Here is a 26,880-nt window from a genome sequence, read left to right as displayed (position 1 = left end):
ATCCGCCCGACACCGCCCTCCGGCCCACGCCGGAGGGCGGTTGTCGTCTGCGGGCTACCAAACAGGGCGATGAATCACCGTGGGTCGCCGGGCAGCCACGCCCCGTGCAGCCCGGCAGGCACCCGGATCGGCATGGTCACCGTGGCCACCGGACCGGCAGCTGGGTCCGTCGCCGAGAGCACGTAGAAGTAGGACGTCATGTCGGTAGGATCGGTCCCGAACGCACCCCAGTAGTCGTTGACCGAGCCCGGCATGTATATGGGTTCGCCGATGGCGACACCAGGGCGCCAACAGGTTTCGCGCCCGGTGTCCAGGTCGTGGAACCACAAACTGTCCTGGTCGCCGGTGTCGCCCTCGCTCTTGCCGACGACTGCGATCTGACCGTGCGACCGGGTGAGCGCACGATCATCGACGCGCGGGAACTCCACGTCGACACTCTCCCCGAGCACGGTGCGGGCGATGCTCCCCCGCTCGGGGTCGATGACCGCGCGCACGAGCGTCGATGTCGGAGGCGTCGGGATGTCGGCGAAACCGCCGGGATAGGTCCACTCGACGTAGTCCACTGTGACGGTGTCGGCGTTCGGGGTGTCGCTCTTCGGGGTGTCGAATGCGTTGGCGAAGTGCCACACCCACATCGGCTCGGAGTCGACCCATCTGATCGCGGAGCCGTCCCGCGGGATCAGTGCGATGCGGGTGCCGATCTCGGGGTGCCACTGCAGTAGGCCACCGCCGGTCAGCATGGCCTCGATGTCGAACTCCAGCGGGCACAGGAACAGCACGATGTACCGCGATGTCAGGGCCATGTCGTGGATCATCAGGGGGCGGTCGACGCCGGTCACGGGGGTCGGCGCGCGGCGCGTGTGTCCGTCGGGGCCGAGCACCGCCCACGTCAGGTAGGGCGCCTCGAGCACGTAGTTGAAGAGGACGAGTTCCCCGGTGTCCGGATCGAGTTTGGGGTGGGCCGTGCTGCCGACGGCCATGGCGCCGTCGCAGTCGTCGCGGCCGATCGTGGCCAGATCGGCGGGGTTCAACCGGTAGGGCTGGTCGGACTCCGCCATGGCCAGCAGCCGACCGGCATGCTTCACGATGTTGATGTCCGGTAGTTGCCGGAATGTGCCGGCCAGGTCGGGTCCGACCTCGTCGGCGGGCGGCGTGTAGCCGTCGGTGATCCCCGACCAGATGGCATGGCCGGCTTCCTCTTCGGCCACCACCATCGGCGTGCGCACGAAGCGGTTGCGGTAGTGCGCCGCGCCACCGCCGATGTCGAGCCGGTGCACCATCGCGTCACCGTCGATCGGGTACACGTAGAACCCGATCGGGTCGAACCGTGGGTTGGGTCCGTTGCGCAGGTAGCTACCGTGCAGGTCGTCGGGCAGATCGCCGACGACCTCGAGGTGATCGAAATCGACCTCTTGGCGCTGTGGTGCGAAGACGCCCGACAGGTGCGCGTGATGGGTCATGTCGACGGGAGCAGGACGAGCGGGTGAAGTCTGATCGGTCGTCATCACGGACACCCTTCGAGACACCGCCGGGCCGCGTGGCGGTTGCGGATCGAACCATCGCCTCTCAGTGTCCTCCGCCGAGATCGGCCCCGCCCGCCATCTGCAGAACTCTGTAACGCGCGGCGTACCGGCCACGACAGTCCGTGCAGCACCGCGGCCCGCCCATCGGCGGGTGCGCGCGTCGGGGGAAGTATCGCGCCATGTCAGGAGTCTCATGCCCACCCACCCGGAACAGCCGGATTCGTCCATGATCGCCGACGGATGGCAGGTCGTGCCCGACACCGACGAGCCCGCCGCGAAGGCACGGCGTGGCACTCGCCGCCGGTTGACCGGCATCGCCCTGGTCACCGTGCTGAGCCTGGCGCTGTTCGGACTCGCGTCGGTCGTGTCCGGCGGCAACCAGGCGTCGGCGATGGCCGGGCATCCGGATGTACTGCGCGAGGGCTGCACCTGGGATTCATCGGGCAACTACGTCCAGAACTGCAAGGTGTGGTCGGAGTCCCAGGGCAAGTTCGTGACGGTGCAGATCCGTGCCTCCAACGGCAGCGATCAGGGTGTCTATCTGCTCGACGGCATGCGGGCTCAGGAGGATCGTTCCGCGTGGACCAAGGACGTGCAGGCCGCCAAGGTCTATGACGGCAGCACCGACACCACCCTGGTGATGCCGGTCGGTGGCGCGTCGTCGTTCTACACCGACTGGGACGGCGGCGCGGGTGGCCAGAACACCGTCATCAAGCAGGAGACCTTCCTGACCGAGGAGTTGCCCGACTATCTCGCCGAGAACTTCGGGGTCAGCAAGAACAACAACGCGATCATCGGGCTGTCGATGTCCGGCGGGCCGGCCGTGACGCTGGCCGAGCGGCATCCCGACCAGTTCAAGGTCGTGCAGGCGATGTCGGGTTACTACCAGATCGACAACCCGATCGGCGCACTCGGCGTCTTCGCCAGCCAGACGATCGTGTCCAACTACACCAACGGCATCGTCAACATGTGGGGCCAACCGGGCAGTCAGCGGTGGACCGACAACGACCCGTCCAAGAACGTCGGCAAGCTCGCCGAGAACGGACAGGTTCTGATCATCTCGTCGGGCAACGGATTCCTCACCACGAACGAGATGGCGATGCTGTCCCAGGAGGATCAGATCATCTCGATGGCGCTCGAGATGCTCTCCGCCGTGTCGACGGTCCTCATGCAGCTGCAGGCCGCACAGTCCGGGGCGTCGGTGATCTCCCTGCCCAACTATGGCGGGCACACCTGGGAGAACTGGGACCGCGGACTCGAGGACGGCAAGGACCACGTGCTGGCGGCGCTGCGCAACAACCCGCCGGTGACCGCGAAGGTGCAGGTGGTCGACGCCGCCGGCAGCCCGGATCCCGACGGCACCACCAAGGCGACGCAGGCCGCGCTCGCCGCGGCGAAGTCGACCCCGGTGCTCGACGTCGTCGATCTGGCCGGAACGCCGTCGGGTTCGTCGTCGGCAGCGTCCGAGTCGGCCGCCTCTTCCGAGTCGGCACACGAATCGTCGGCACCGGAATTATCGGCGCCGCAGACCTCGGCGGACCAGACCTCCGCCGCCCCGACCGGTGAGTCCGACGCCCCCGACACCGGCATCGACACCTCCCCTGCCGCACCGACGACGTCGGAGCCGGCCGTGCCGTCGGTACCCGAGGTTCCGGTGGCCGTACCGTCCACCACGACGACGACCACCCCCGCCGGTTGAGTTGAGTCACGGGGGCAGGTGGCCCTCCAGCCAGTCGATGACGTCGTCGAGGACGCGCTCACGCTCGGGCTCGTTGAAGATCTCGTGATACAGGCCGGGGTAGATCGTCAGGGTCTTGTCGGACGAGCCCGCGAGGCGGTCGACCAACTCGCTTCCGGCCGGACTCGTCAACGCATCGTCGCCGCCGTGCATCACCAGCACCGGAAGGCGCAGTGCCGGTAGGCGGTGCGGAAACGACCGCATCGTGGTCAGCATCGCGCCGGCCATGTCGGCGGGAAGTTTGGCTCGCACGACCAGCGGATCGGCGGCGTAGTCGGCGACCACCTGCGGGTCGCGGGAGATGAGGTTCGAGTCGAGCGCTGCGGTCGGCAACCCGGGCGCGACGCGCGCCAACAACGGGGCCAGCTTGATCGCGACGGCCGGCAGGTCGTCGCCGGGCACCACCGCGGCAGCCGACAGGACCAGTCCGTCGAGACGGTCCTGGTGGTTCAGCGCGTAGTCCAGCGCAATGCAACCACCCATGCTGTGTCCGATCAGAAATGTCGGCAGGTCGGCGTCGGCCATCTCGTCCACGACGCGGTCCAGATCGCGGGTGTAGTCCGAGACACTGTGCACGCGAAGACGTTTGCCGCCCGAACGGCCGTGGCCCAGGTGGTCGGGCACGGCAACCCGGAAACCGGATAGCACCAGCCGCTCGACCACATGGCCGTAGCGGCGGCCGTGCTCGCCTGCGCCGTGCGCGATCACCACCGATGCGCGGGCGTCGCCGGCCGGGCGGAACACGTCGTAGCGGATGGTCTCACCGTGCCGCCCGCGGAACGAGCGTTCCTCGGCGACCGGGTCCGATGTCTCGCCGGTCACCCGAGGATCTTCAGTCGAGAGGCGACGCTTCGGCCCGCGGACTCGATGGCGCCGAGCGGGCGCAGCGCGGCCTCGCCGAGGGACACGAGAGCCTCCACCCGACTGACCACGCCTTCCAGCCGGTCGACGACGTCGCCCATGGCACCGACCATCGAATCGACCTTGTCGAGCGTTCCCGACAGCCGTGACAAGGTCCCGTCGAGGGTGTCGACTGCCCCGTCGAGTCCGGTCATCGTCTTGTTCATGTCAACCAGCACGTCGCCGAGGTCGACGAGGATCGACTCCACCTGATCGACGGTCATGTCGGCGTTGAGCGCCGCCTGGGCGAGCTTCTTGAAGCGTTGTCGTTCACCGGGCCGGGCCTCGCCGGGGCCCCGGTTCGGAATTCCTTTGTCCGCCATGAGTGGATTATCGCCGCGGGAGCGGCGCAGGTCGACCGAATCGGCACCATCGACCAATTCCGGCTCCACGCCGGACAAGTGTTCGGCTTCCGGATCGGGAGCGGTCAACGCGACAACTGCGGCATCACCCGTGAGGCGACCAGGTCGAGGTGATTGAGATCGGTGAGATCAAGTGTCTGCAGATAGATCCGGCTGACACCGACCTGCCGGTACTGTTCGATCTTCTCCACGACCTCGTCGGGCGTCCCGGCGGCGCCGTTCTCCCGCAGTTCGTCGACCTCCCGGCCGATCGCCTCGGCTCGACGGGCCAGGTCCGCCTCGGTGGCCCCACAGCACAGCACCAACGCCGCGGAGTAGGTCATCGTCTCGGGGCGCCGTCGGGCCGTCGCGCACGCGGCGCGAACCCGGCCGATCTGCTGCGACGTCGTCGACACCGGCGCGAAGGCCACGTTGAACTCGTCGGCAAAACGCGCGGCGAGCGCCGGGGTGCGCTTCTTTCCCGCACCGCCGACGATGATCGGCGGCCGCGGCGACTGCACGGGTTTGGGGAGAGCCGGCGAATCCGACAACCGGAAATGTGCGCCTTGATGGTCGAAGTGACGTCCCTCCGGCGTCTCCCACAGCCCGGTGATGATCTCCAACGACTCCTCGAGTCGGTCGAATCGCTCACCGAGCGGCGGGAACGGGATGCCGTAGGCGGCGTGTTCGGCGTCGAACCATCCCGCACCCAAACCCAATTCGACTCGCCCACCGGACATCTGGTCGACCTGTGCGACAGATATCGCCAGCGGGCCGGGCAACCGGAAGGTCGCCGACGTGACGAGCGTGCCCAGCCGAACACTCGTCGTCTCCCGGGCGAGTCCGGCCAGGGTGAGCCAGGCGTCGGTGGGACCGGGACGGCCGTCGGAGTTCATCGCCAGGTAGTGGTCCGACCGGAAGAAGCCGTCGAATCCGAGTTGTTCGGTGGCCTGTGCGACCCGACGGAGGTCGTCGTAGGTGGCGCCTTGCTGGGGTTCGGTGAAGACACGGAGATCCACACCGACAACCTACCCGCGACGTCGATCAGGGATTCAGCGACGGCTCATCGGCGGTGGACAGTGTCAGCACCGCCTCGACGATCGGTTCGTGCTGTTCGATCTCGCGCTCGACCCGGCGTAGCCGTTCGGCCACATCGTGCTCGGCCCGGTCACCGGCCATGTCGACGGCGGCGACCAGGTAATACTGCATCGGACCGACGTACTCGACGTGCAGATAGGTCACCCGTTCGATCTCGGGGTGTGCCAACATCTCCCGCAAGATCGCCGAGCGTGTCGTCGGGGATGCGCTCTGCCCCAGCAGGAACTCACTGTTGCGCTTGATCAGCAGGATCGCGATGAACCCGAGCAGGATGCCGACCAGGATCGAAGCGATCGCGTCCCACACAGCCGAGCCGGTGATCTCGTGCAACGCCATGCCGAGTGCTGCGATCGCGAGACCGACGAGCGCTGCGGCGTCCTCGAAGAACACTGCCCGCAGTGTGGTGTTCGACGTCCGGTTGACGAAACGCAGGGGATGGATCGCGAACCGGTCGCCGGCCGCACGGACCTGACGGATGGCCTGCGCGAACGAAACCGACTCCAGCACTGCCGCTATCGCGAGGACCGCGTAGCCGACGAGATAGTTCGCGTCGGCCTCCGGTTCGGTCAGTGACGTGATGCCGTGCATCACCGACACCGCCGCACCCACGGCGAACAACCCGAAGGCCGCGAACATCGACCAGATGTAGGTGGCACGGCCGTAACCGAAGGGATGGCGGGCATCGCGGCCCTTCGCACCCCGTCGTTCCGCGATGAGCAGGAACACCTCGTTGCCGGCGTCGGCCCAGGAGTGGGCGGCCTCGGCGAGCATCGCCGCCGAACCGGTGATCGCGGCGGCGATCGACTTGGCCACGGCGACGAGCAGGTTCATGACGAACGCGAGGACGACCGTGAGCATCGACTCGCCGGAGCCGTCGGCTGTCGGACCTCGGTCCTGTGTCGTCGAGGGGGGTCCCCCGGTCGGACGCTCGGTCATGTCCCCGATCGTCTCACGGTGGCCGCGACCGATTCTCGGGCGTCCGCCCATCCGCCGATCGGATGGTTCCGAATGGCTGATGTACGAACCCGACGACCTGAGGAGCACCACCATGCGCACGATCACGAAGACCGCTGTCCTGGCATCGATCACCGCCGCCGCGGGCGCCGTCGGTATGACCTTGTCCGCACCGAGCGCGCAGGCCGCGCCGCAGATCTGTCCGGCGCTGCCTGGTCAGACGTCGACGATGGCCGACTGCTCGGCGTCGTCGGGCCCCACCGGGCTCACCCTCGCCATCACCGACAACGGGGGCACCGCGGCGGCGACCGGCGACAATTACTCCGGCCCGGCGGCGATCGCGGTCGGCCCGGACGCATCGGTGACGATGACCGGCGTGAGGCCCGGACTGGCCATCGGCATCGCCGGACCGGGCGCCACCGTCGTCGTGGACGGACGCAACGGCCCCACCTGCAGCGGCGGCCTCGCCTTCGCCGGCGACTTCCAGACCTTGCAGGGCTGCGTCTCCCAGTGAGCCACCCCCGCCCCGGGCACTAGTCGAGCAGTCCCCGGACGTAGGCCGCCTGACCGACGTGCTGCGCGTCGTCGTCGACGATGCTGACCAACCGGACGCCCAGCGTCACCGGAGGATTCCAGTTCTCGTCGATGACCCGATCGAGGTCGTCGTCGGTCAGGCCGCCGAGGTAGTCGACGGTGACGGCATGTGTCGCGTCGTAGTAGTCGGCGAGTAGCGCGGGATCGCCGACCGACACCCGGGCGACCTCGTCGGGGCTCTGACCGTAACCCGACGCACTGGGCTCGAACGGCAGATCGAAGCGGTCGTAGAAGCCCGCCGATGTCCAGACCTCGTCGCGGTCGGCGACGTCGGCGATCTGTACATCTTGCGCGCGCGTCAGATGCCAGATCAGCCACGCAATGGTGTTGGCTTCGGCTCCGGGCCGGTAGGTCAGTTGGTCGGCCGTGATGCCGTCGAGCACCGCATGCACGTTCTCCGAGACCCGTTCGAAACCGTCGATCAAAACGTCTGTGGATCGCATGCCTCCAGTAGTACCCCGATGCGATGGGTGCCCAACCGCATAACCTGTCGTGGTGACTCATCCAGGAGACGGCCGCGAATCCGGACCACGCGGGCATGGGCACGGACACGGCCACGGTGTCTCGGAGATCCCGGCAGTACTGTCGCCGTTCGCGCGGTGGATCGTCATCGGCAGTCTGACCCTCATCGGTGTCGTCGTGGCGATCGGCGCGGTGCTGCTGTGGCCGTCGGACGGTGAGCACCCGATCCCCATGCAGTACCGGTCGGCCGACGGTGGGTCGATCCGCACCGTCGACGGTCACGTCGTCGCACAGGTCCGCGCCGATTGTCTGAATCCGTTGGCGGGCACCGTCCAGGACGATCCCGTGTTCCAGATCGAGGGTGTCTCCTCCGAAGGCCCGTGCATCGTGAGCACTGTGCGCCTCGACAGCGGCGACGACGAGGGCCGCCACACCCTGCTCGAGGTGCCCACCAACCGCGCCCAATCCGGGTTGGCCGAGCCCGGGGCGGTCGAGCCGTCACCGGGCGCGCTGGACCAACCCCAGGCCGGTCAGCCGTCGCTGCAGGTGGACGACCGTATCCGGCTCGCCGTCGTTCCCGGCCCCGATGGGACGACCCGCTACACGTTCTTCGACTTCCACCGGACGGTGCCGACGATCATCTGGGGGCTGCTGTTCGTCGGTGCGGTGGTGCTGGTGGCCGCATGGCGCGGGTTCCGCTCGATCATCGGGCTCGCCTTCGCATTCGGGGTGCTCGCGGTGTTCACCCTGCCCGCGATCCTGGACGGGAAGTCACCGGTCGCGGTGGCCGTGGTGTCGTCGGCGGCCATCCTGTTCGTGGTCCTCTATCTCGCCCACGGGGTCAGCCTGCGCACCAGTTCGGCGCTGTTGGGCACACTGACGTCGCTGGTCCTGGCCGGGGTGCTGAGTTGGTTGGCCATCGAGACGATGCATCTGACCGGTTTGTCCGGCGACCAGACCACCAATCTGCAGGTGTACCAAGGCAGTATCTCGGTGAGCGGACTGCTGCTCGCGGGCTTCATCATCGGCACCCTGGGCGTGCTCAACGACGTCACCATCACGCAGGCGTCGGCCGCCTTCGAACTGGCCGCAGCGGGTGAGCCGACCCGGCTCGCGACCTTCCGGGCCGCCATGCGGGTGGGCCGCGACCACATCGCCAGCACGGTGTACACCCTGGTGTTCGCCTACGCAGGCAGCGCCCTGCCGCTGCTGCTGCTGTTCTCCGTCGCCCAACAACCGTTCGGGTCGCTGGTCACCACCGATGCCCTCGCCGTGGAACTCGCGCGGTCGTTCGTCGGTGGCATCGCCATCGCACTCTCGGTACCACTGACCACCCTGATCGCGGCCGCGTTGACCACTCCCCCCGCCGCCGCTTCGAAGGCGACTCCCGTCGAGGGTTCCGGCGGACGGCACGCTCGGACGGATTGACCTTCGGAGGGTCAGCAGCGACCGACCGGCAATGCGGCGAGGTGGCGCTCGAGCCAGTCCCCCACCTTGTCGAGCATTCGGGTGCCCGTGGAGAACGAGCCACTGCTCGGTATGGCGGCCATCGACACCGCGACATCACCGCGGAGTGTGGTGATCACCGCGAGTTGCCGAACGAGATAGCCCGCCGACCCTGACCGGGCGGGACCCCACCCACCCTTGACCGCGGTGACCGCACCCTGATTGCGGCCCATCGTGGCCACGCCCCACTGCTGATTGCTCGCCACATTGCTCATCAGGCGGATGACGTGTTCGCTGCCGGGCAGGCACGGTAGATGCGCACCGAACCGCGCCTGATCGGCGAGCGCCCACGGCGTGTATCCCGGGTACGACGGAGGGTCGTCGGCCTCCGAGCTCACCTGGGTCCGCAGATCATGCCCTTCGCGCAGGACATCGGTCACCGCGTCCACCGAACTCTGCCCGCCGCCCAGCGACCCCCACAGTTCGCCCGCGGCGTCGTTGTCGGAAAAGGTGATCGCCTTGTCCTCCTCGGTGGCCACCGCCGCGCCGAATCTGCGTTCGGCGGCCAGCGAGACCGGCACCTTGAGAGTCGACCAGGCACGTCCGGTGGTGAGGTCTCCCATCGTGATGACCCGGTCCGACCCGACCGGGACGATGGCCAGTCCGACCTTGCCCGTCAGGGACTTGCGCATGGACTTCTGCAGCTTGGCGAAGCTCGAGATCAGCTTCTTCTCCACCGGCACCGGAGGCTCCAGGAGGTCGGCGATCTGTGGAGGTAGCGGCGGGAGTTGCCGAGGCCACCAGGACGGCGATGCGTGGGCCGTCGCCGAGGCTCCGAGCATCATCGAGCAGGCGGTCATCGCCGCGACGAGCCCGACGATCCATTTCACACGAGTCACTTGCGTCTCCCTGGTCACATCAGTAACAGAGAGACTAAGACCGCCGGCAGCCGATCACCACCGGCGATACGAAGTTGTAGCAATCGCGACGCGACGGCCTATCTCTCCGGCGGACTCCACCGACCCATGCCGAGAAACACCATGACCAGCTGCTTCTCGGTGCGTTCGACGATCTCCCGCTCGACGCCGCTACCGCGGTACTCGCCATCGAGCAGGTCGGCGACCGCGGTCAACATGATGGTCACGATCAACTCCGCCGCGATCTCGAGATCCTCCGGCGACCACTGAACGAGGTCCGGCAGCCGCGACAGATCGATCGCCAGCTCTTTCGAGAACAGTCGCAACTCGGTGTCGATGGCACGCCTGATCTCGGCGATACCGCCGTGCTGCTCGCGCACCAGGAAGCGGAATTGCGCCTCGTTGTCGCGGACGTGCCGCAGGAGGATGTCCAGCGAATTCTGCGCGGTCGGAAGGGCCTGACGTGCGGCGAGATCGCGGCGCCCCTCGCGCAACGTGCGCCGCAGCACCCGCATCGAGTCCTCTACCAGGGTGACGCCGAGATCCTCCATCGACGCGAAGTGCCGATAGAACGCGGTGGGCACGATGCCCGCCCCACGGGCCACCTCACGCAGGCTGATGCTGCCGAAGCTGCGGTCGGCGACCAGCCCCATCGTCGCGTCCAGGAGGGCCTGGCGGGTCCGGTTCTTCCGTTCCGCGCGACTCTCCGACTCACCGTCGCCGCGCGTGCGCGGGCGGCTGCCATGTCGGGACCTGGTCACGGTCCGAGTCTAGGTCGACCGGAGCGATCGCTCGGCGTCGCCTCCCCGGGGGATGCCGGATCCCGTGACGGCCCTCACAGAGATTGCCCTTGACTCGACCCCGCGCCGACATGCCACACTGATTTGTGTACAGATGTTCACTCAATGTGGACGACCCCGAACGGAGCCAGCCCATGAGCATCCGCATTCCCGCCCTCGTCGGCACCATCATCGAGTCCGCACTCTCACCCCACCCGGTCGACCGGTACCTGGAGTTGGTGGACCCGATGACGACCTGGCGCGATCTGCGTGGTCAGGTGGTCGCCGTCGACCGCCCGACCTCGCGAACCGTGCGTCTCACCCTCCGCCCGACCCGCCAGTGGAAAGGCCACACGCCGGGACAGTACGTGCAGCTCAGCACGGTCATTGACGGCGTACGGCACACGCGATGTTTCTCCCCGGCGAACGCCCCGGGCAACGACATCGAGCTGACCGTCACCGCACACGACGGCGGCCTCGTGTCCACCCACCTGCGGGAGCACGCACATGTCGGGATGGTCGTCGGTCTCGAGCAGGCCGCGGGCGACTTCGTCCTCCCGGATGACCGCCCCCGAACAGCAGTCTTCATCAGTGGCGGCAGTGGGATCACACCTGTGCTCTCAATGGCGCGAACGCTCGTAGCCGAAGGCCACCGCGGACGGATCGTGTTCGTCCACTATGCGCGCACCCCGGACGACGTCGCGTACCGCAGCGAACTCGCCGAACTCGCGCGCGCCGGCAACGTCGACGTGCGACTGCACTACACCCGGGGCCCGTCCGGCGACCACTTCACCGCCGACCACCTGGCGGATGTCGCCGACATCGACGACGCCGACCTGTTCGTGTGTGGACCCGCCGCACTGATGGACGCCGTCGCGAACCATCACGGTTCCCGCGGGCTGCGCGGCCGACTCCATCAGGAGGCGTTCACCCTGGCCGCCCCGCTCGGCGTCGACCCCGATGCGCCCGTGGACGGCGCCCTGACGTTCCTTCGCTCGGGCAGATCGGCGACCAACGACGGTCGCACCATCCTCGACCAGGCGGAATCGGCCGGACTGACTCCGGAATCCGGCTGCCGGATGGGGATCTGCTTCTCCTGCACCGCCATCAAGCGATCCGGCTGCACCCGCAACGTGCTGACCGGAGAAACCGACACCGAGACCGACACGCAGATACAGCTCTGTATCAATGCGCCGGTCGGCGACGTGGAAATCGAGGTATAGCCATGACCATCACCGACAACCCCACCACCAGCACCGAACTCGTCCCCGTCGACGTCCCGGACACGGCTACCGCGGCGCCGACGCCGGACCCGAAGCACATCGTGTTGACCTACGACCAGGTCGAGGCCCTCGGTCGCGACCTCGATGAGCTCCGGGCCCGGGTGGTCGCCGACCTGGGACAAAAGGACCGCGACTACCTGTACTCGATCATCCGAGCGCAACGCGGATTCGAAATCGCCAGCCGCGGACTGATGTACCTGGGATTCTTCCCACCGGCGTGGCTGGCCGCCGTCGGCGCCCTGTCGGTGTCGAAGATCCTCGACAACATGGAGATCGGCCACAACGTGATGCACGGCCAGTACGACTGGATGCGTGAGGACACCTACAACTCGCGCGAGTTCGAGTGGGACACCGTCTGCCCGGCCGACCAGTGGCGTCACAGCCACAACTACCTGCACCACACGTTCACCAACATCGTCGGCGAGGACCGCGACATCGGCTACGGCATCCTCCGGATGGACCGCGACCAGAAGTGGAATCCCTACTACCTCGGAAACCTGGGATACGCCACCGCACTCATGGTGCTGTTCGAGTGGGGCGTGATGCTGCACGACCTCGAGGTGGAGAACATCCTCGCGGGCAAGCGCAAGTGGTACGACGTCAAGGGACTCGTGAAAGGTATGTGGCGCAAGGCGGGTCGCCAGGTCCTCAAGGACTACGTGGTGTTCCCGGCCCTCACCGGCCCGCTGTTCGTCACCACATTCCTCGGGAACGCCTCGGCGAACCTCGTCCGCAACCTGTGGACCTTCTCGATCATCTTCTGCGGCCACTTCCCGTCCGGTGCGCAGACCTTCACCTCCGAGGAGTGCGCGGACGAGACCCGCGGCCAGTGGTATCTGCGGCAGATGCTGGGATCGGCCAACATCACCGGCTCGCCGCTGTTCCACATCATGAGCGGCAACCTGTCGCACCAGATCGAACACCACCTCTTCCCCGACATCCCCGCCAGCCGGTATCCGGAGATCTCCGGCGAGGTGCGCGAGATCTGCGAACGTTACGGCCTGCCGTACAACACGGGATCGCTGAGCCACCAGCTGTTGTCGACGTGGAAGAAGATTGCCAAACTCTCGCTGCCGAATTTCATGACGCGCGACGACAATGACCTGGTCGTGACCGTCGAGCGGTCCCGCACGGCCGCTGCGTGACTCCCCGGCACACCGAAACCGATGGCAGAATACGGAACCATGGTCGACCGTTTCGAGCGCAACAAGGACCTGGTCCAAGAACTGGTGGAATCCACGGCCACCCACGTCGGGCGGATCGCGACGATCATCACGGGCGCGGTAGCCGACGTCGCACGTGAGGTCGGTGACCTGGTCACCGACGGCTTCGAGATGCGTGACGCCGCCCGCAGGGCCCGTCTCGATGAGGATCGCGGCATCCTCGACGCCGAACACGTCGAGATGGACGATCTGGATCCCGACGACCTGCAAGACCCCGACGACCTGGATGACGACATCGACGACGACTTCGGTGACCCCGTCGATCTCGGCGAGTTGCCGGCGTCGGAGCAGGCGGCCCTCCCCAGTTCGGACGACGTACCCGAGCAACCCGTCGATCTGGGCGAGATCCCGGGCGACAGGTCCTGAGGCCTCCCGCCCCCGGGCGGCCCGTCGCCGACAGAGCCCGCCAGTAACGTTGTGCCCTATGGCGGACATGTGGCAGGTCCTCTCCTCGACCTTCGGTTACGAGTCGTTCCGGGGAGATCAGGAGCAGATCGTCGGGCACGTGGTTGCCGGCGGCGACGCGGTAGTGCTCATGCCGACCGGCGGCGGCAAGAGCCTCTGCTACCAGGTGCCCGCACTGGTCCGTGAGGGCTGCGGGGTCGTCGTGTCGCCGCTGATCGCGCTGATGTCCGATCAGGTCGCGGCGCTGCGTGAACTCGGGGTGCGCGCGGCGTACCTGAACTCCACACAGACCTCCGAGCAACGCGCCGAAGTCGAATCGGCATTCCGCAGCGGCGAACTAGACATGCTCTATGTTGCGCCGGAACGCCTCAACACCGCCGGCTGCCGGGCCCTGCTGCAGCAGGGTCGAATCTCGCTGTTCGCGATCGACGAGGCCCACTGTGTCTCACAGTGGGGACACGATTTCCGGCCGGACTACCTCGCACTCGGCGAGCTCGCCGAACTGTGGCCGGATGTCCCGCGCATCGCCTTGACCGCGACCGCCACCCGCCGCACGCACGCCGAGATCACCGAACGCCTCCACCTCGCCGACGCCCGGCATTTCGTCGCGGATTTCGACCGTCCCAACATCACCTACCGCATCGTCACCAAATCCGAACCCCGCAAACAACTGCTCGACTTCATCCGCACCGACGGGCACGTCGACGGGCAACCCGCCACCGGCATCGTCTACGCCCTGAGCCGCGCCTCCGTGGAGAAGACGGCGGCGTTCCTGGCGGCCAACGGCGTCGACGCGATGCCGTACCACGCCGGCCTCGATCGCACCGTCCGCCACGACACCCTGGAACGATTCCTGCGCGCCGACGGCGTCGTGGTGGTCGCGACCATCGCCTTCGGCATGGGTATCGACAAACCCGACGTGCGGTTCGTCGCCCACATCGATCTGCCCAAGAGCGTGGAGGGCTACTACCAGGAGACCGGTCGGGCCGGGCGCGACGGTCTGCCGTCGGTGGCGTGGATGACCTACGGATTGGCCGACGTCATGCAGCAGCGTCGACTCATCGACCAGTCCGACGGCGACGCGAATCACCGGCGGGTCCAACAGCAGCACCTCGACGCGATGCTCGCGCTGTGCGAGACAGTGGACTGCCGACGCGCTCAACTGCTGCGGTACTTCGGCCAGGACGCGCAATCCTGCGGCAACTGCGACACGTGTCTGACCCCACCTAAGACCTTCGACGGCACCGTGCCGGCGCAGAAACTGCTCTCGACGATGGTGCGATTGCAGCGGGACCTCGGTGACCCGCCCTACGGCGCCGGCCACCTCATCGACATCCTGCGCGGCGCCGACACCGCCCGCATCCGCGAGCGCGGACACACCCGGCTGACCACCTACGGCATCGGCACCGACCTCGACGCCGCCGGCTGGCGCAGCGTGATCCGTCAGCTGGTGGCCTCGGGGATCATCGCACCCCAGGGCGACTACGGGGTGCTGACCCTCACCGACAAGAGCGGGCCCGTGCTGCGCGGCGAGACCACCGTGATGTTGCGGACCGATCCGGCTCGGCCTGCCGGCCGCAGTACCCGCGGTTCGCGCTCGGCGCCCGACATCGCCGACGCCGACCGCGGGCTGTTCGAACATCTGCGGGCGTGGCGCAAGGCCGAGGCATCGCGGCGCGGTGTCCCGCCGTATGTGGTGTTCAACGACGCGACGCTGCGTGAACTCGCCGCGCTGCGACCGACGTCGACCACGCAGTTGCGGTCGGTGTCCGGCATCGGCGATGCCAAACTCGAGCAGTACGGCGACGACGTGCTCGCCGCGATCTCCGGGTTCGATGCGGAGTCCGAACCGGCGTGAGCGGAATCATTGCCCGGGGTCGCGACGTTGTCTACCTTCGGCAGAGCTGTTCTCCAGGAGGTATTCGGTGTCCCCAACGTTGCCGTCGGCGCTGACGTTTCCCAACCCGGTCAACGACTACGCGGCCCGTTCGACCGCGGGTCTGGTGATCGCGCTCGCCGTGGTGGCGATCGTGGTCGACCATCCGGTGGTGTACGCGCTGCTCGCGCTCGGCTTCCTGCTTCGGGTGATGGCCGGTCCGCGGTTCTCGCCGTTCGGCCAGCTGTCGGTGCGGGTCATCGCACCCAAGGTCTGGCGCAAGACGAAACTCGTGCCCGGCCCGCCGAAGCGGTTCGCCCAGACCATCGGCCTCGTCGTCAGCGGCAGCGCCCTCGTCCTCTCCCTGCTCGGTCTCGGGCTCGCGGCCCAGATCGCGACCGGCGTGCTCATCGTGGCGGCGACCCTGGAGTTCGTGTTCGGCCTCTGCCTCGGATGCGTCGCCTTCGGCTTCCTCCAGCGTCACGGGATCATCCCCGAGACGGTGTGCGAGGCGTGCAACGATCTCTCGCTGCGCGTGGCTGCGTAGCCCGGCACACCCACCCTTCGTTGGTCGAGTAGCCCGCGAACACCCATCCGCTGGTCGAGTAGCCCGCGAACGAAGTGAGCGAGCGTATCGAGACCCCCCGCACCCGAGGGCATCTCACCAGATCTCGATACGCCGACTCGCTGCCGCTCGCCGACTACTCGATCACCGAGTCCCCCAACCGCTGGTCGAGTAGCCCGCGAACGAAGTGAGCGAGCGTATCGAGACCTCTTGCACCTGAGCGAATCTCACCAGATCTCGATACGCCGACTCGCTGCCGCTCGCCGGCTACTCGATCAACGGGTAAGTCGCGGCCACTCGATCAACGAGCGAACAACCCGACCACCCCCACCGCTGGTCGAGTAGCCCGCGAACGAAGTGAGCGTGCGTATCGAGACCCCCCGCGCCCGAGAGCATCTCACCAGATCTCGATACGCCGACTCGCTGCCGCTCGCCGGCTACTCGATCAACGGGTAGGGTTTCGCCGACTACTCGATCAACGAGTGGGGCTCGCCGGCTACTCGATCAACGGGTGGCAACCCGTTCTCGATCAAAGGGGGTCCGGCGGCGTCCTACCGCTCCAGCGGCCGCAGGAGCGCCTCGGCGGCGTCGATGATCGCGGGATGGTCGAGGTCGAGTTCGTCGACCGCCACCACCTCCGGCCGCACCCACGATGCGAGCACACTCCATTGCGGCCGATGAAACGACCACCAGGACACCGCATCCCATGCGCGATCCCCGCGGACATCGGTCTCGTCGTAGATCTGCTGCCCCCACCGCTGCGTCACCGTCAGATTCCGGATCACCACCTGCGAGGGACGCACCCCGAGCCGCACCAGTTGCGCCGGGTCGTCCAGGTCGAGGATGCGGAGGTCGTCCGGCAACCGGAACGTCCCGAGTGCCCGCCGGGCCCCGGGCACCTGCGGGAAGTCGAACATGTCGTCCACCCACGCCCGAAGGTTGCCGAACGTCTCCCCACATGCGGCCTCGGCGTGCCGGGACAGGTACCACACGTGGCGGTCCGGATGGTCGATCCGGCCGCCGAGCTGCGGCCGGTGCTCGTACAACGGGTGCCCGGGACGACGGGCAGGGGCAGACTCGAGGTACGGAAAAACCCGGTAGGCGAGCACTCAGGCCGCCCCTCCCCAGGCCTCGGCATCGAGCGCCGTCAACACGGTGGCAGCCCCGGACAACCGCAAGGCATCGATCGGCCGGGCTCCCCCGAGGTGCACGTTCTGACTGATCAGCCATGTCTGGGCAGCGCGCTCGCCCCAGATGAGTCGTGCCCGCGCAAAGATGTGTTCGAGGTCGATGAGCAGGGGGCCCGCGACCGGACCCGGATACTCCGCGCCGGAGATCCATCGGGTCGGTTGTGAACGGCTGACACCGATGAGTTCCGCGAGGCGCGCTTTACCGAAACTGTCGGCGAGGTAGCTCACCCGTGCCGGCGCCAACGGATCGGCGGGCTCCTCCGATCGGGGCCTCCGGGAGCGGGGCATGTCACGAACGCGAGCCGATGTCATACCGCCACCATACCCAACAAAATTGTTGGGCGTCAGGGTCTTCTGTCAGTCCAGCAATCCCATGGCTATGCCGTCGAGGATGTCGTGCTCGCTGACCACCAGTTCGTCGACGTCGGACCGCTCCCCCAAGACCCGTGCGAGTTCCAGGGCGACCAGCGCACCGCCGCCGATCACATCGACGCGGCCGGGATGCATCGGCCCCAGAGCGGCACGATCGGCCCGGGTCATGTGGACAACCCGGTCGCATACATCCGCCAGGTCGTCGAACGAGATCCTGGACAGGTGAATGACCTCCGGGTCGTACTCGGTCAGCCCCGCCCCGAGCGCGGCGAGGGTCGTCATCGTCCCCGCAACCCCCACCCAGGTGTGCACGCCGTCGACCCGAACGGCTTCGAAGGCCGGAGCGAGCCGAGACCGCGCGAATTCACGCGCAGCCGCGATCTCGGACTCCGACGGCGGGTCCGACGGCAGGCACCGCTCCGTCAGCCGAACACATCCGATGTCCGCGGAATACGCCGCGGTGACGCCACCCGCATCACCCACCACCACCTCGGTGGAACCACCCCCGAGATCGGTGACGACGAAAGGACCACCTGCAGAAGTCGGTTCGCCGACCGCACCCCGAAAGGACAGTCGGGCCTCCTCGTCCCCGGTGATCACCTCCGCCGACACCCCGGGAACCACAGCGCCGAGCAGCTCGGCGGTCATCGCGAAGAACTCCTCGCGGTTCGCGGCATCCCGCGTCGCCGACGTCGCGACCATCCGGAGCCGATCGACGCCGGCGGACGCCATGATGTCGGCGTAATCGGCCAGGGCATTGCGGGTGCGTTCGATGGCCTGCGGAGCGAACTCGCCGGTGGCGTCCACCCCTTCGCCGAGGCGCACCACACGCATCTCGCGGTGCACGTCGATGAGACCGGGCACCGATTCGTCCCGGTTATCGGCAGCCCGCGCGACGAGCAGACGGATCGAGTTGGTGCCGCAGTCGACGGCGCCGACGACGGTCACCGCTCCCCTCCCTCGAATTCCGACGCGGTGTCGGGAGCGATTCTCGGCCAATCCTCCGGGATCGCAGTCCCACGCAGGCCACGATCGGCGGCCAGCGCGACGGCCTCGTCGCCGAGCGGGTTGATCCCAGGACCCTTCGCCAACGAATGCGCGATCAACACATGCAGGCACTTCACCCGATCCGGCATTCCGCCGCCGGTGAAGTCGGTGCCCAGCGACTCGATCGCATCACGCTCGGCGAGATACGACTCGTGCGCGTGGCGATAGGCGATGGCCAGGTCGGCGTCGGTCACCAGGCGGGCGGTCATCGCCTTCATGACGCCCGCCGATTCCTGCCTACTGGCCTCCGCCGTCAGCCGCGGATCGGTGAGGTAGTACAGCGTCGGAAACGGCGTCCCATCGGGCAATCGGGGCGACGTCTTGATGACCGCCGGCTGGCCGTCGGGAGTGTAGTAGCTGACCTCGATCACCCCACGCGGTTCCCGGCCCAGCTGCGCGGCGATGGTCGCGAGGTCGGATTCGGAGGCGCTCACTTGATGGCGGGCGGGGTCGCGACCGACTCCCACAGGTTGCCATACCAGGGATTACGCGCACGCTCGGCGGCCTTCTTCTCGGCTGCAACGCGAGCGTCGTCACCCGGGAACATCATCACCAGCGCTTTCTCACCCGGCCGCACGAACTGCAGGCGTTCACGCGCCATCGCCTCGATGTAGGCCGGGTCACCTTGTTCGTTGACCTTTTGCTGATAGTCGCTGACCTCGGTCCGCAGCTGATCATTGCTGGCTCGCAGCTGGTCGAACTCCGCACGCTGCGAGAAATAGGTGCGCACCGGCATCGCGAGCGTGAGCGCCACGACACTGATGACCAGTGCCAGGACGATCGCGCGTTTCGCGTCGAGCCCCTCGGCGCGGGCCAGCAACGCCGCCCGATCGAAGCGAGGTCGGACCTTCCGAGAACGGCCCGACACGCGCGCGGTACGACGCCGCTCGGCACCGGCGGCCGCGTCATCGACGCCGTCCTCGACCTCGGGAACGAGGTCGTCGTGCACTTCCTGCTCACCGGTTTCGGTGACCGAGATCCGTTCCCTCCGGTGTCCCCCGGCACGGGCCCCCGGCGTGCCGGGCCGAGCGTGACCGCGCGTGGTGCTCCCACGACGGTCCGCCCGCGTCCGACGACGCCTGCCCTCGACCCCACGAGACACTTGGGCCCGCTCACTCCGTTCCCGGCGCTCCGCGGGTTGGGCCCGCTCACTCCGTTCCCGGCGCCCGCCTGATGTCATGGGGTCCAGCTAATCACGAACCAAACGAGAATCGTGGGAAGGCGAGGTCCCCCGCGTACCGTGCCGCATCGCCGAGACCTTCCTCGATCCGCAGCAGCTGGTTGTACTTCGCGACACGCTCGCTGCGGGCCGGCGCACCGGTCTTGATCTGGCCGGATGCGCATGCGACGGCGAGGTCGGCGATGGTGGTGTCCTCGGTCTCACCCGACCGGTGACTCATCATCGTCTTGTAGCCGTTGTTGTGCGACAGCGCGACGGCGTCGAGGGTCTCGGTCAGCGAGCCGATCTGGTTCACCTTGACCAGCAGGGCATTCGCGACGCCCTCGGAGATGCCGCGCTCAAGGCGTTCGGGATTGGTCACGAACAGGTCGTCACCGACCAGTTGCACCTTGTCGCCGACGGCCTCGGTCAGCTTGGCCCAGCCCGCCCAATCGTCCTCGGCGAGCCCGTCCTCGATGGAGACGATCGGGAAGTCGGCGATCAGCTTCTCGTAGAACGGCACCATCTCGTCGGTCGAGTAGTCCCTGCCCTCGAGCTTGTACACACCGTCGCGGTAGAACTCGGTGGCCGCGGCGTCGAGCGCGATCACCACGTCCTTGCCGAAGTTGTAACCGGCCTTGCCGACCGCCTCACCGATCACGGTGATCGCGGCATCGGTGTTCGGCAGATCGGGGGCGAAGCCTCCCTCGTCGCCGAGGGCGGTCGCCAGGCCCTGCTTGGACAGCACCGACTTGAGTGCGTGGTACACCTCTGCGCCACAGCGCAGCGCCTCCTTGAAGGTCGGCGCACCCACCGGGCAGATCATGAATTCCTGGAAGTCGATGCCGTTGTCCGCGTGCTCGCCGCCGTTGATGATGTTCATGCACGGCACCGGCAAGATGTGCGCGTTGGGTCCGCCGATGTAGCGGAACAGCGGCAGACCGGCCGATTCCGCGGCGCCCTTGGCCACCGCGAGCGACACACCCAGGATCGCGTTGGCGCCGATGCGGCCCTTGTCCGGGGTGCCGTCGCAGTCCAGGAGCGCCTGGTCGACGAGTCGCTGCTCCTCGGCCTCGAGACCGATCACGGCGGGCGCGAGCTCGCCCAGGACACCCTCGACCGCCTTCGTCACGCCCTTGCCGGCGTAGCGCTCCCCGCCGTCACGGAGTTCGACCGCCTCGTGCTCACCGGTCGACGCACCGGAGGGAACCGCTGCGCGGGTGAAGGTGCCGTCATCGAGCACGACTTCGACCTCGACGGTCGGATTGCCGCGCGAATCGAGAATCTCGCGTGCGCCGACCTGTTCGATCATTGCCACAGTTCTAGCCCCTATCCCTCGACGGAACGACGCCGATCGGCGCCGACAGGTACGCGACAAAGCCTAATCGCTGCCCGAAGTACGCACGCAGCAAGCCGAGGACTAGTTCTCCGAACGTTCAGTATCGGACGTTGATCGAGTACGCGTTCGCTCGATCACGCACGTCGAGGACGTACGGCGTCGAGTTGTTGTAGGTCTTCACCGCCCGCTCCCAGCCCTCGGGAGTGGTCATGTCCCCGTCGGCGGACACACACAGATACCTCGCAGCCGACAGCGCTGCGTCGTCGATGTTGTCGGGATCGGCGCGCCAGTCGCCGTTCGCGTCGACGCCGTAGCGTTCCCAGGTCTGCGGAATGAACTGGAACGGACCCATCGCGCGGTCGTGGACGGAATCGCCGTCCAGCGTGCCGCCGTCGGAGTCGCGGATCTCCATGTTGCCGCGGGTGCCGTCGAGCGCGACCCCGCGGATCGGCGGTGCGGTGTCGCCGTTGGGCGCGATGGTGGTCGCTCGATGCGTGCCGTGCTTGCTCTCGACCGCGGCGATACCGGCAAGCGTCGTCCAGGCCAGGCCGCACTCGGGATGCTGCTGCCGCTGGATCTCGGCAGCGTTGCCGTAGGCCTCCATCGCGATCAGCGGGATGCCGGTGGACTCCGCGATCGGCCGGGCCCAATCCCGCATCAACTCGGCGGTGCGTCCGGGCGCATTGATGTCGATGTACGGGGTCGGGGCACCCGCACCGGGCGGGATGCCCTCGGGGATGTCCGGCCGATTCAGCGACGGCAGGTCGATACACGCCGACGCGACCAGCGCCGTCGCCCCGATGATCATCGGCGCGAACACCAGTCGTCGCCCGGCTCGGCGCCGTCCCATCCTCATTCCTCCACACCCAGTTACACCGCGGGGTTCCGCGCGCGGCTCACAGCATTCTCCATGACAACTTTGCGACAGCAATTTTGGTTCCTGGGTTTTGATTCCTGGGACCCTGGTGCCTGGGATCGTGGGCGTGTCGCCTGCCGTCACGGGCCCGTCGTGGGCTCCTGCTCCTCGCCGACCGTGCCCAGGTTGTCGCCGACCGGGTTCAGCATCGACTCCCACGCCTCGCGATGGTCCAACGTCAGACCATCGGCTTCGGCGCGCTTCTCCGCGTCCCGGACCTGCGACATCAGCTGACGCACCCGTTGCCGCGCCACTTCCTCGACGCTGTCGCCGCCCGGCGCAACAGTGACCGACAGAATGTCCGGGTCGATGGTGTCCATGGGGAACCCGGCCGCCGACAGTCGCTCGAGGACCTTCTGGGTGAGGGCCAGCGCGGGCGCGGTGGTGGCCACACCGTCGAGCACCGATCCGCGGGCCTTCTCCGCGGCCTTGCGCTCTTCCCATTCCCTGATCTGCGTCTCTAGATCCGCGTGCGCGCCCGACAGGACGCCGGGAGTGCGGCCGCGGACCTTGGTGAGGAAACTCTGCGCCACGTCGTCGATGTCGAAGGGCTCGTCAGGGTGGTCGGCGGCGATCCGTGCATGGAACAGGACCTGCAACAGCAGGTCGCCGAGTTCCTCACGCAGGAGGATGTGGTCGCCGTCGTCGATCGCGTCGAGCAGTTCGTAGCACTCCTCGAGCAGATAGCGGCGCAGCGAGACGTGGGTCTGGGTGCTCTCCCACGGGCCGGTTCGTCGCAGGGTGTCCATCAGGGCGGCCGACTCGAGCAGGGCGTCACCAGGAACCGGGCGGGCTCTGATGACGTCTTCCCCGCGCTCGATGCGTGCCCGGACAAACCGGTGGGTCGCGTCGCTCGTGAGCAGGGTGGCGTCGAGGTCGTCGCGTTCTGCCCAGGTCGCTCCGGTCAGGCCCAGATCCCACAGGGTGGACGGGTGGACATCCTCGGTGACCGTGAGCGGTCCGGAGAGCAACGGGAGTGCGCGCGTCGGTATGACGTCGGGCCGCAGCGGATCGAGCAGGATCACGGTCATCGGCGATCGCACTCCCTTCGGGCGCAGGTGTCACGAACGTATCCCAGGCGGATGGCAACGGCTGCGCTGACACACGCGGCAACGTCAGCCACCTCGAGGGAGTGGGCGGCGGAAGGGTCAGGCGGGATCTGCCCGCAAGGCCAGCAGGAACTTCGTGAGGTAGTCGATGAGTTCCTCGTCGCGTAGGCGAGCCGACCCGACACCCCCGGTGCGCGGGATCGGCAGCGTGATGACCGAGGTCGTGGCGCGGTAACCGGCCGAGGGGTACAGCCGCTTGAGCCGCACCTGCTCGCTGTCGAGCAAGGTCATCGGGGAGATCTTGACACCGGTGCCGGCGAGACCGACCTCGGCGACCCCTCGCTCCCGACACCGCAGCCGGAACCGCGCGATCGCGGCGAGCCGGCGTGTCTCCTCCGGCGGCTCCCCGTAGCGGTCGGTGAGTTCGGCGAGCACCGCGTCCACCGCGTCGTCGTCGGAGGCGGCGGCCAGTTTGCGGTAGGCCTCCAGGCGCAGCCGGTCGGAGTCGACGTACTCGACCGGGATGTGCGCGTCCACCGGCAGGTCGATGCGGACCTCGGTCGATTCGCCGGTCGAGACGGGTTTGCCGTCGGCGGCCGCCCGGTAGGCCTCCACCGCCTCGCCGACCAGACGAACATAGAGGTCGAACCCCACACCGGCGACGTGACCGGACTGCTCGGCGCCCAAAACGTTTCCGGCGCCTCGCAATTCGAGATCCTTCAGCGCGACCGCCATTCCGGCGCCGAGTTCGTTGTTCTGTGCGATGGTGGCGAGCCGGTCGTACGCGGTCTCGGTCAACGGTCGCTCCGGGCTGTAGAGCAGATACGCGTAGCCGCGCTCCCGGCTGCGTCCCACGCGTCCACGGAGCTGGTGCAGCTGCGAGAGCCCGAAGTTCTCGGCGCGGTCGACGATCAGGGTGTTGGCGTTGGAGATGTCGAGCCCGGTCTCGATGATCGTCGTGCACACCAGCACGTCGTACTCACGGTTCCAGAACCCCGCGACGGTGCGTTCGAGTTGGTCCTCGTTCATCTGTCCATGCGCGACCACGACCCGCGCCTCGGGCACCATCTGCGCGATGTCGCGGGCGGTCTTGTCGATCGTGGACACCCGGTTGTGGACGTAGAACACCTGGCCGTCACGCAACAGTTCGCGGCGGATGGCCGCGCCGACCTGCTTGGCGGAATATCCGCCCACATAGGTGAGCACGGGGTGGCGTTCCTCGGGCGGTGTCAGGATGGTCGACATCTCGCGGATGCCTGCCATCGACATCTCCAGGGTCCGCGGGATGGGGGTCGCCGACATCGTCAGCACGTCGACGTGGGTACGCAGTGATTTGATGTGCTCTTTGTGTTCGACGCCGAAGCGCTGCTCTTCGTCGACGATGACGAGGCCGAGGTCCTTCCAGGTCACCCCGGTCTGCAACAGGCGGTGGGTACCGATGACCACATCGGCCTCGCCCGACGCCATGGCGTCGACGATCTCTTTGGACTCCTTCGGGTCGGTGAACCGCGACAGCCCTCGGACCCGCACCGGGAAGCCCGTCATCCGCTCGGTGAACGTCTGCAGATGCTGTTGCGCCAGAATCGTTGTCGGCACCAGGACGGCAACCTGCTTGCCGTCCTGCACGGCCTTGAACGCGGCCCGGACCGCGATCTCGGTCTTGCCGTACCCGACGTCACCCACGATGACCCGGTCCATCGGAACCGGTCGTTCCATGTCGGACTTCACCTCGGCGATCACGGTCAGCTGATCGACGGTCTCGGTGAAGTCGAAGGCGTCCTCCATCTCCCGCTGCCAGGGTGTGTCCGGGCTGAACCCGTAGCCGGGAGCGGCGTGGCGGGCGGCGTAGAGCTGGACGAGCTCGCCGGCGATCTCACGAACCGCCTTGCGCGCCTTGCGTTTGGTGTTCTGCCAGTCCGATCCGCCGAGCTTGGACAGCGACGGCTGCTCGCCGCCGACGTAGCGCGACAACTGGTCCAGCGAATCCATCGGCACGAACAGACGATCGCCGGGTTGACCACGCTTGCCGGCCGCATACTCCAGGACGAGGTACTCCCGGCGAGCGCCGGAGACGGTCCGCTCGATCATCTCGACGAACTTGCCGATGCCGTGCTGGTCGTGCACCACGAGGTCGCCGGCGGACAGCGCCAACGGATCCACCTGGTTGCGGCGCTTGGCCGGGAGTCGACGCCCATCGCGGACCCCGGCAACCCGGTTGCCGGTCAGGTCGGCCTCGGTGACGACGACGAGCCGCGCGTCAGGACATACGAGCCCGGCCCGCAAGGTCCCGTGGAACACGGTGACCTGTCCGGTCTCCGGTCGCGCGCCGGGCTCGGCGATGACCGCCGGCACCTCGGCCTCGGCGAGCCGCTCTCCCACCCGCTGAGCAGTTCCCTTGCCCGCCACCACGATTGCCGCGGAACCGCCGGTGGTGACATGTGCGCGAAGGCTCGTGAAGGTCTGGGCGATCTCGTCGTCGTTGCCGCGCGGCGCGGGCCCGGCGGTGATGTCGAGCGCCAGTTCCTGGTCGGCGCCGGTCGCCAGCGGGCTGATCGTCCACCAGGCCCGGCCGGCCGCGAGCGTCGCCTTCTCCACCTCGTCGAGCGAGCGGTATGCACTGGCCTGCAGGTCGATTCCGGTGTCACCCGGCTCGCGACCATCGATCGGTGCGTCGGCACCCATCGCGGCGGCCGTCCATGACGCCTCCAGGAACTCCGCGCCGGTCTGCGCCAGGTCCGCTGCGCGGGTCCGGATCTTCTCCGGGTCCAGCAGCAACACGCCGGTGCCGTCCGGCATCACCTCGGTCAGCAGTTGCATCTGCCCGTCGACCAGCATCGGGATGAGCGCTTCCATCCCCTCGACCGGCATGCCCTCAGCGAGCTTGGTGAGCATGTCGGCGAGTGCCTTCTCGCCCTTGTGCCGGTCGGCCAGTTCGGCCGCGCGGTCACGGACCGCGGCGGACAGGATGAGTTCACGGCCGGGGTGGATGCGGACCGACGACACGTCGACCTCGGGTTGGCTGCGCTGGTCGGCGACCGAGAAGGCCCGCATCTCCGAGATCTCGTCGCCCCAGAACTCGACTCGGACAGGGAAATCCGCGGTCGTCGGGAACACATCCAGGATTCCGCCGCGCACCGCGAACTCGCCGCGCCGGCCGACCATGTCGACCCGCTCGTACGCCATCTCGACCAGGTCGCCCAACAGCTGCTCGAAATCCAGCTCGATACCCTCGCGCAACAGGATCGTGCGCACCGAACCCAGTCCCGGCGCCATCGGCTGGACAAGAGAACGCACGGTGGTGACCACCACCCGCAGCGTCGGCCCGTCCTCCGGGTTGGCCAACCGGTGCAGCACGGCCAGTCGTTGCCCGACGGTGTCGGCGCTGGGTGAGAGCCGCTCGTGCGGCAACGTTTCCCAGGAGGGGAACTGGGCGACCGCGGCCGGATCGTCGAGGAGTTCGGCGAGTTCTGCGGTCAGGTCGTCGGCCTCGCGCCCGTTCGCCGAGACCACGAGCAACGGGGCGGTGTTCCCGTCGGACCGATCGGATGCGAGACAGGCCACGGCGAACGGTCGGGCGGCGTCGGGGGCGGTGATGTCGAGCCGGTCCTGACCGCGACGGCTGCGCAGGTCCGCGATGGCCTTGTCGGCACACGTGACCGCGGCGAGCCCGTGCAGGGCGGGGGTAGTCGACACTCCTGCGATTC

Annotated in this window: 25 protein-coding genes; 8 read left to right on the top strand and 17 right to left on the bottom strand. The window is 67.8% G+C overall.

Annotation, left to right across the window (positions count from 1 at the left end):
- Positions 1 to 74 precede the first annotated feature (74 nt).
- Positions 75 to 1,505 (bottom strand): carotenoid oxygenase family protein, encoded by a 1,431-nt coding sequence (locus V1Y59_RS04340; RefSeq protein WP_330503622.1) that lies wholly within the window; start codon positions 1,503 to 1,505, stop codon positions 75 to 77.
- Between the two features lie 211 nt (positions 1,506 to 1,716).
- On the opposite strand from V1Y59_RS04340, the gene V1Y59_RS04335 reads away from it, so the two are divergent.
- Positions 1,717 to 3,222, top strand: coding sequence for an alpha/beta hydrolase (locus V1Y59_RS04335; protein WP_431309098.1), 1,506 nt, complete (start codon positions 1,717 to 1,719; stop codon positions 3,220 to 3,222).
- A gap of 6 nt (positions 3,223 to 3,228) precedes the next feature.
- Here the strand turns inward: V1Y59_RS04335 and V1Y59_RS04330 are convergent, their stop codons facing one another.
- The 4 genes from V1Y59_RS04330 to V1Y59_RS04315 form a co-directional block, all read right to left on the bottom strand.
- The gene (locus V1Y59_RS04330) at positions 3,229 to 4,083 is read right to left on the bottom strand and encodes an alpha/beta hydrolase (protein ID WP_330503621.1); all 855 of its coding nucleotides are present in this window, start codon (positions 4,081 to 4,083) and stop codon (positions 3,229 to 3,231) included.
- Positions 4,080 to 4,484 carry a hypothetical protein gene (locus V1Y59_RS04325; protein WP_330503620.1) on the bottom strand — a complete coding sequence of 135 codons (405 nt, stop codon included), beginning with the start codon at positions 4,482 to 4,484 and terminating at the stop codon, positions 4,080 to 4,082. The genes V1Y59_RS04330 and V1Y59_RS04325 overlap by 4 nt, the downstream gene beginning before the upstream one ends.
- Before the next feature lie 104 nt (positions 4,485 to 4,588).
- A complete protein-coding gene (locus tag V1Y59_RS04320; RefSeq protein ID WP_330503619.1) occupies positions 4,589 to 5,521 on the bottom strand; it encodes an LLM class F420-dependent oxidoreductase in 933 nt (310 codons plus the stop codon).
- Between the two features lie 25 nt (positions 5,522 to 5,546).
- A complete protein-coding gene (locus tag V1Y59_RS04315) occupies positions 5,547 to 6,458 on the bottom strand; it encodes a cation diffusion facilitator family transporter (protein WP_330503856.1) in 912 nt (303 codons plus the stop codon).
- Positions 6,459 to 6,648: 190 nt separating this feature from the next.
- Here V1Y59_RS04315 and V1Y59_RS04310 point away from each other — a divergent pair, with 190 nt between their 5' ends.
- Entirely contained in the window at positions 6,649 to 7,068 is a 420-nt protein-coding gene (locus V1Y59_RS04310; protein ID WP_330503618.1) for a DUF6764 family protein, read from the top strand.
- Positions 7,069 to 7,087: 19 nt separating this feature from the next.
- Here V1Y59_RS04310 and V1Y59_RS04305 read toward each other — a convergent pair whose 3' ends face one another.
- Positions 7,088 to 7,591 carry a mycothiol transferase gene (locus tag V1Y59_RS04305; RefSeq protein ID WP_330503617.1) on the bottom strand — a complete coding sequence of 168 codons (504 nt, stop codon included), beginning with the start codon at positions 7,589 to 7,591 and terminating at the stop codon, positions 7,088 to 7,090.
- A gap of 52 nt (positions 7,592 to 7,643) precedes the next feature.
- On the opposite strand from V1Y59_RS04305, the gene V1Y59_RS04300 reads away from it, so the two are divergent.
- Complete coding sequence (locus V1Y59_RS04300; protein WP_330503616.1) at positions 7,644 to 9,038, top strand: YibE/F family protein; 1,395 nt, start codon at positions 7,644 to 7,646, stop codon at positions 9,036 to 9,038.
- Between the two features lie 11 nt (positions 9,039 to 9,049).
- Here V1Y59_RS04300 and V1Y59_RS04295 read toward each other — a convergent pair whose 3' ends face one another.
- Complete coding sequence (locus V1Y59_RS04295; protein WP_431309105.1) at positions 9,050 to 9,898, bottom strand: serine hydrolase; 849 nt, start codon at positions 9,896 to 9,898, stop codon at positions 9,050 to 9,052.
- A 155-nt stretch (positions 9,899 to 10,053) separates the two neighbouring features.
- A complete protein-coding gene (locus V1Y59_RS04290) occupies positions 10,054 to 10,734 on the bottom strand; it encodes a TetR family transcriptional regulator (protein ID WP_330503615.1) in 681 nt (226 codons plus the stop codon).
- A gap of 173 nt (positions 10,735 to 10,907) precedes the next feature.
- Here V1Y59_RS04290 and V1Y59_RS04285 point away from each other — a divergent pair, with 173 nt between their 5' ends.
- From V1Y59_RS04285 to V1Y59_RS04265, 5 genes are all read left to right on the top strand, one after another.
- Entirely contained in the window at positions 10,908 to 11,975 is a 1,068-nt protein-coding gene (locus tag V1Y59_RS04285; protein ID WP_330503614.1) for a ferredoxin reductase, read from the top strand.
- Positions 11,976 to 11,977: 2 nt separating this feature from the next.
- A complete protein-coding gene (locus V1Y59_RS04280) occupies positions 11,978 to 13,180 on the top strand; it encodes a fatty acid desaturase family protein (protein ID WP_330503613.1) in 1,203 nt (400 codons plus the stop codon).
- A 21-nt stretch (positions 13,181 to 13,201) separates the two neighbouring features.
- Entirely contained in the window at positions 13,202 to 13,624 is a 423-nt protein-coding gene (locus V1Y59_RS04275) for a hypothetical protein (RefSeq protein ID WP_431309097.1), read from the top strand.
- A gap of 58 nt (positions 13,625 to 13,682) precedes the next feature.
- Positions 13,683 to 15,521 (top strand): DNA helicase RecQ, encoded by a 1,839-nt coding sequence (recQ, locus tag V1Y59_RS04270; RefSeq protein WP_330503612.1) that lies wholly within the window; start codon positions 13,683 to 13,685, stop codon positions 15,519 to 15,521.
- 67 nt (positions 15,522 to 15,588) lie between these two features.
- Positions 15,589 to 16,086 carry a DUF4395 domain-containing protein gene (locus tag V1Y59_RS04265; protein WP_330503611.1) on the top strand — a complete coding sequence of 166 codons (498 nt, stop codon included), beginning with the start codon at positions 15,589 to 15,591 and terminating at the stop codon, positions 16,084 to 16,086.
- 569 nt (positions 16,087 to 16,655) lie between these two features.
- On the opposite strand, the gene V1Y59_RS04260 is transcribed toward V1Y59_RS04265, so the two are convergent.
- The 9 genes from V1Y59_RS04260 to mfd form a co-directional block, all read right to left on the bottom strand.
- Complete coding sequence (locus V1Y59_RS04260) at positions 16,656 to 17,213, bottom strand: RES domain-containing protein (protein ID WP_330503610.1); 558 nt, start codon at positions 17,211 to 17,213, stop codon at positions 16,656 to 16,658.
- Positions 17,214 to 17,606 (bottom strand): MbcA/ParS/Xre antitoxin family protein, encoded by a 393-nt coding sequence (locus V1Y59_RS04255; protein WP_330503609.1) that lies wholly within the window; start codon positions 17,604 to 17,606, stop codon positions 17,214 to 17,216. It lies immediately after the preceding gene.
- A gap of 45 nt (positions 17,607 to 17,651) precedes the next feature.
- Positions 17,652 to 18,614, bottom strand: a complete 963-nt coding sequence (locus tag V1Y59_RS04250) for a Ppx/GppA phosphatase family protein (RefSeq protein ID WP_330503608.1) — start codon at positions 18,612 to 18,614, stop codon at positions 17,652 to 17,654.
- A complete protein-coding gene (locus V1Y59_RS04245; protein WP_330503607.1) occupies positions 18,611 to 19,147 on the bottom strand; it encodes a DUF501 domain-containing protein in 537 nt (178 codons plus the stop codon). Before V1Y59_RS04245 ends, V1Y59_RS04250 begins: the two co-directional genes overlap by 4 nt.
- The gene (locus V1Y59_RS04240; RefSeq protein WP_330503605.1) at positions 19,144 to 19,662 is read right to left on the bottom strand and encodes an FtsB family cell division protein; all 519 of its coding nucleotides are present in this window, start codon (positions 19,660 to 19,662) and stop codon (positions 19,144 to 19,146) included. Before V1Y59_RS04240 ends, V1Y59_RS04245 begins: the two co-directional genes overlap by 4 nt.
- Positions 19,663 to 19,906: 244 nt before the next feature.
- Positions 19,907 to 21,190: a phosphopyruvate hydratase gene (gene eno / locus V1Y59_RS04235; RefSeq protein ID WP_330503604.1), complete on the bottom strand. Its 1,284-nt coding sequence runs from the start codon at positions 21,188 to 21,190 to the stop codon at positions 19,907 to 19,909.
- Between the two features lie 118 nt (positions 21,191 to 21,308).
- Positions 21,309 to 22,067, bottom strand: a complete 759-nt coding sequence (locus V1Y59_RS04230) for a lytic transglycosylase domain-containing protein (RefSeq protein ID WP_330503603.1) — start codon at positions 22,065 to 22,067, stop codon at positions 21,309 to 21,311.
- A 140-nt stretch (positions 22,068 to 22,207) separates the two neighbouring features.
- The gene (locus V1Y59_RS04225; RefSeq protein WP_330503602.1) at positions 22,208 to 23,158 is read right to left on the bottom strand and encodes a nucleoside triphosphate pyrophosphohydrolase; all 951 of its coding nucleotides are present in this window, start codon (positions 23,156 to 23,158) and stop codon (positions 22,208 to 22,210) included.
- Between the two features lie 117 nt (positions 23,159 to 23,275).
- Positions 23,276 to 26,869 carry a transcription-repair coupling factor gene (mfd, locus tag V1Y59_RS04220; RefSeq protein ID WP_330503601.1) on the bottom strand — a complete coding sequence of 1,198 codons (3,594 nt, stop codon included), beginning with the start codon at positions 26,867 to 26,869 and terminating at the stop codon, positions 23,276 to 23,278.
- Positions 26,870 to 26,880: the final 11 nt, after the last annotated feature.

This window comes from Gordonia prachuapensis, assembly GCF_036350515.1.
GTDB classification, from domain to species: domain Bacteria; phylum Actinomycetota; class Actinomycetes; order Mycobacteriales; family Mycobacteriaceae; genus Gordonia; species Gordonia prachuapensis.
This window is presented reverse-complemented; position numbering and strand designations above follow the sequence as displayed.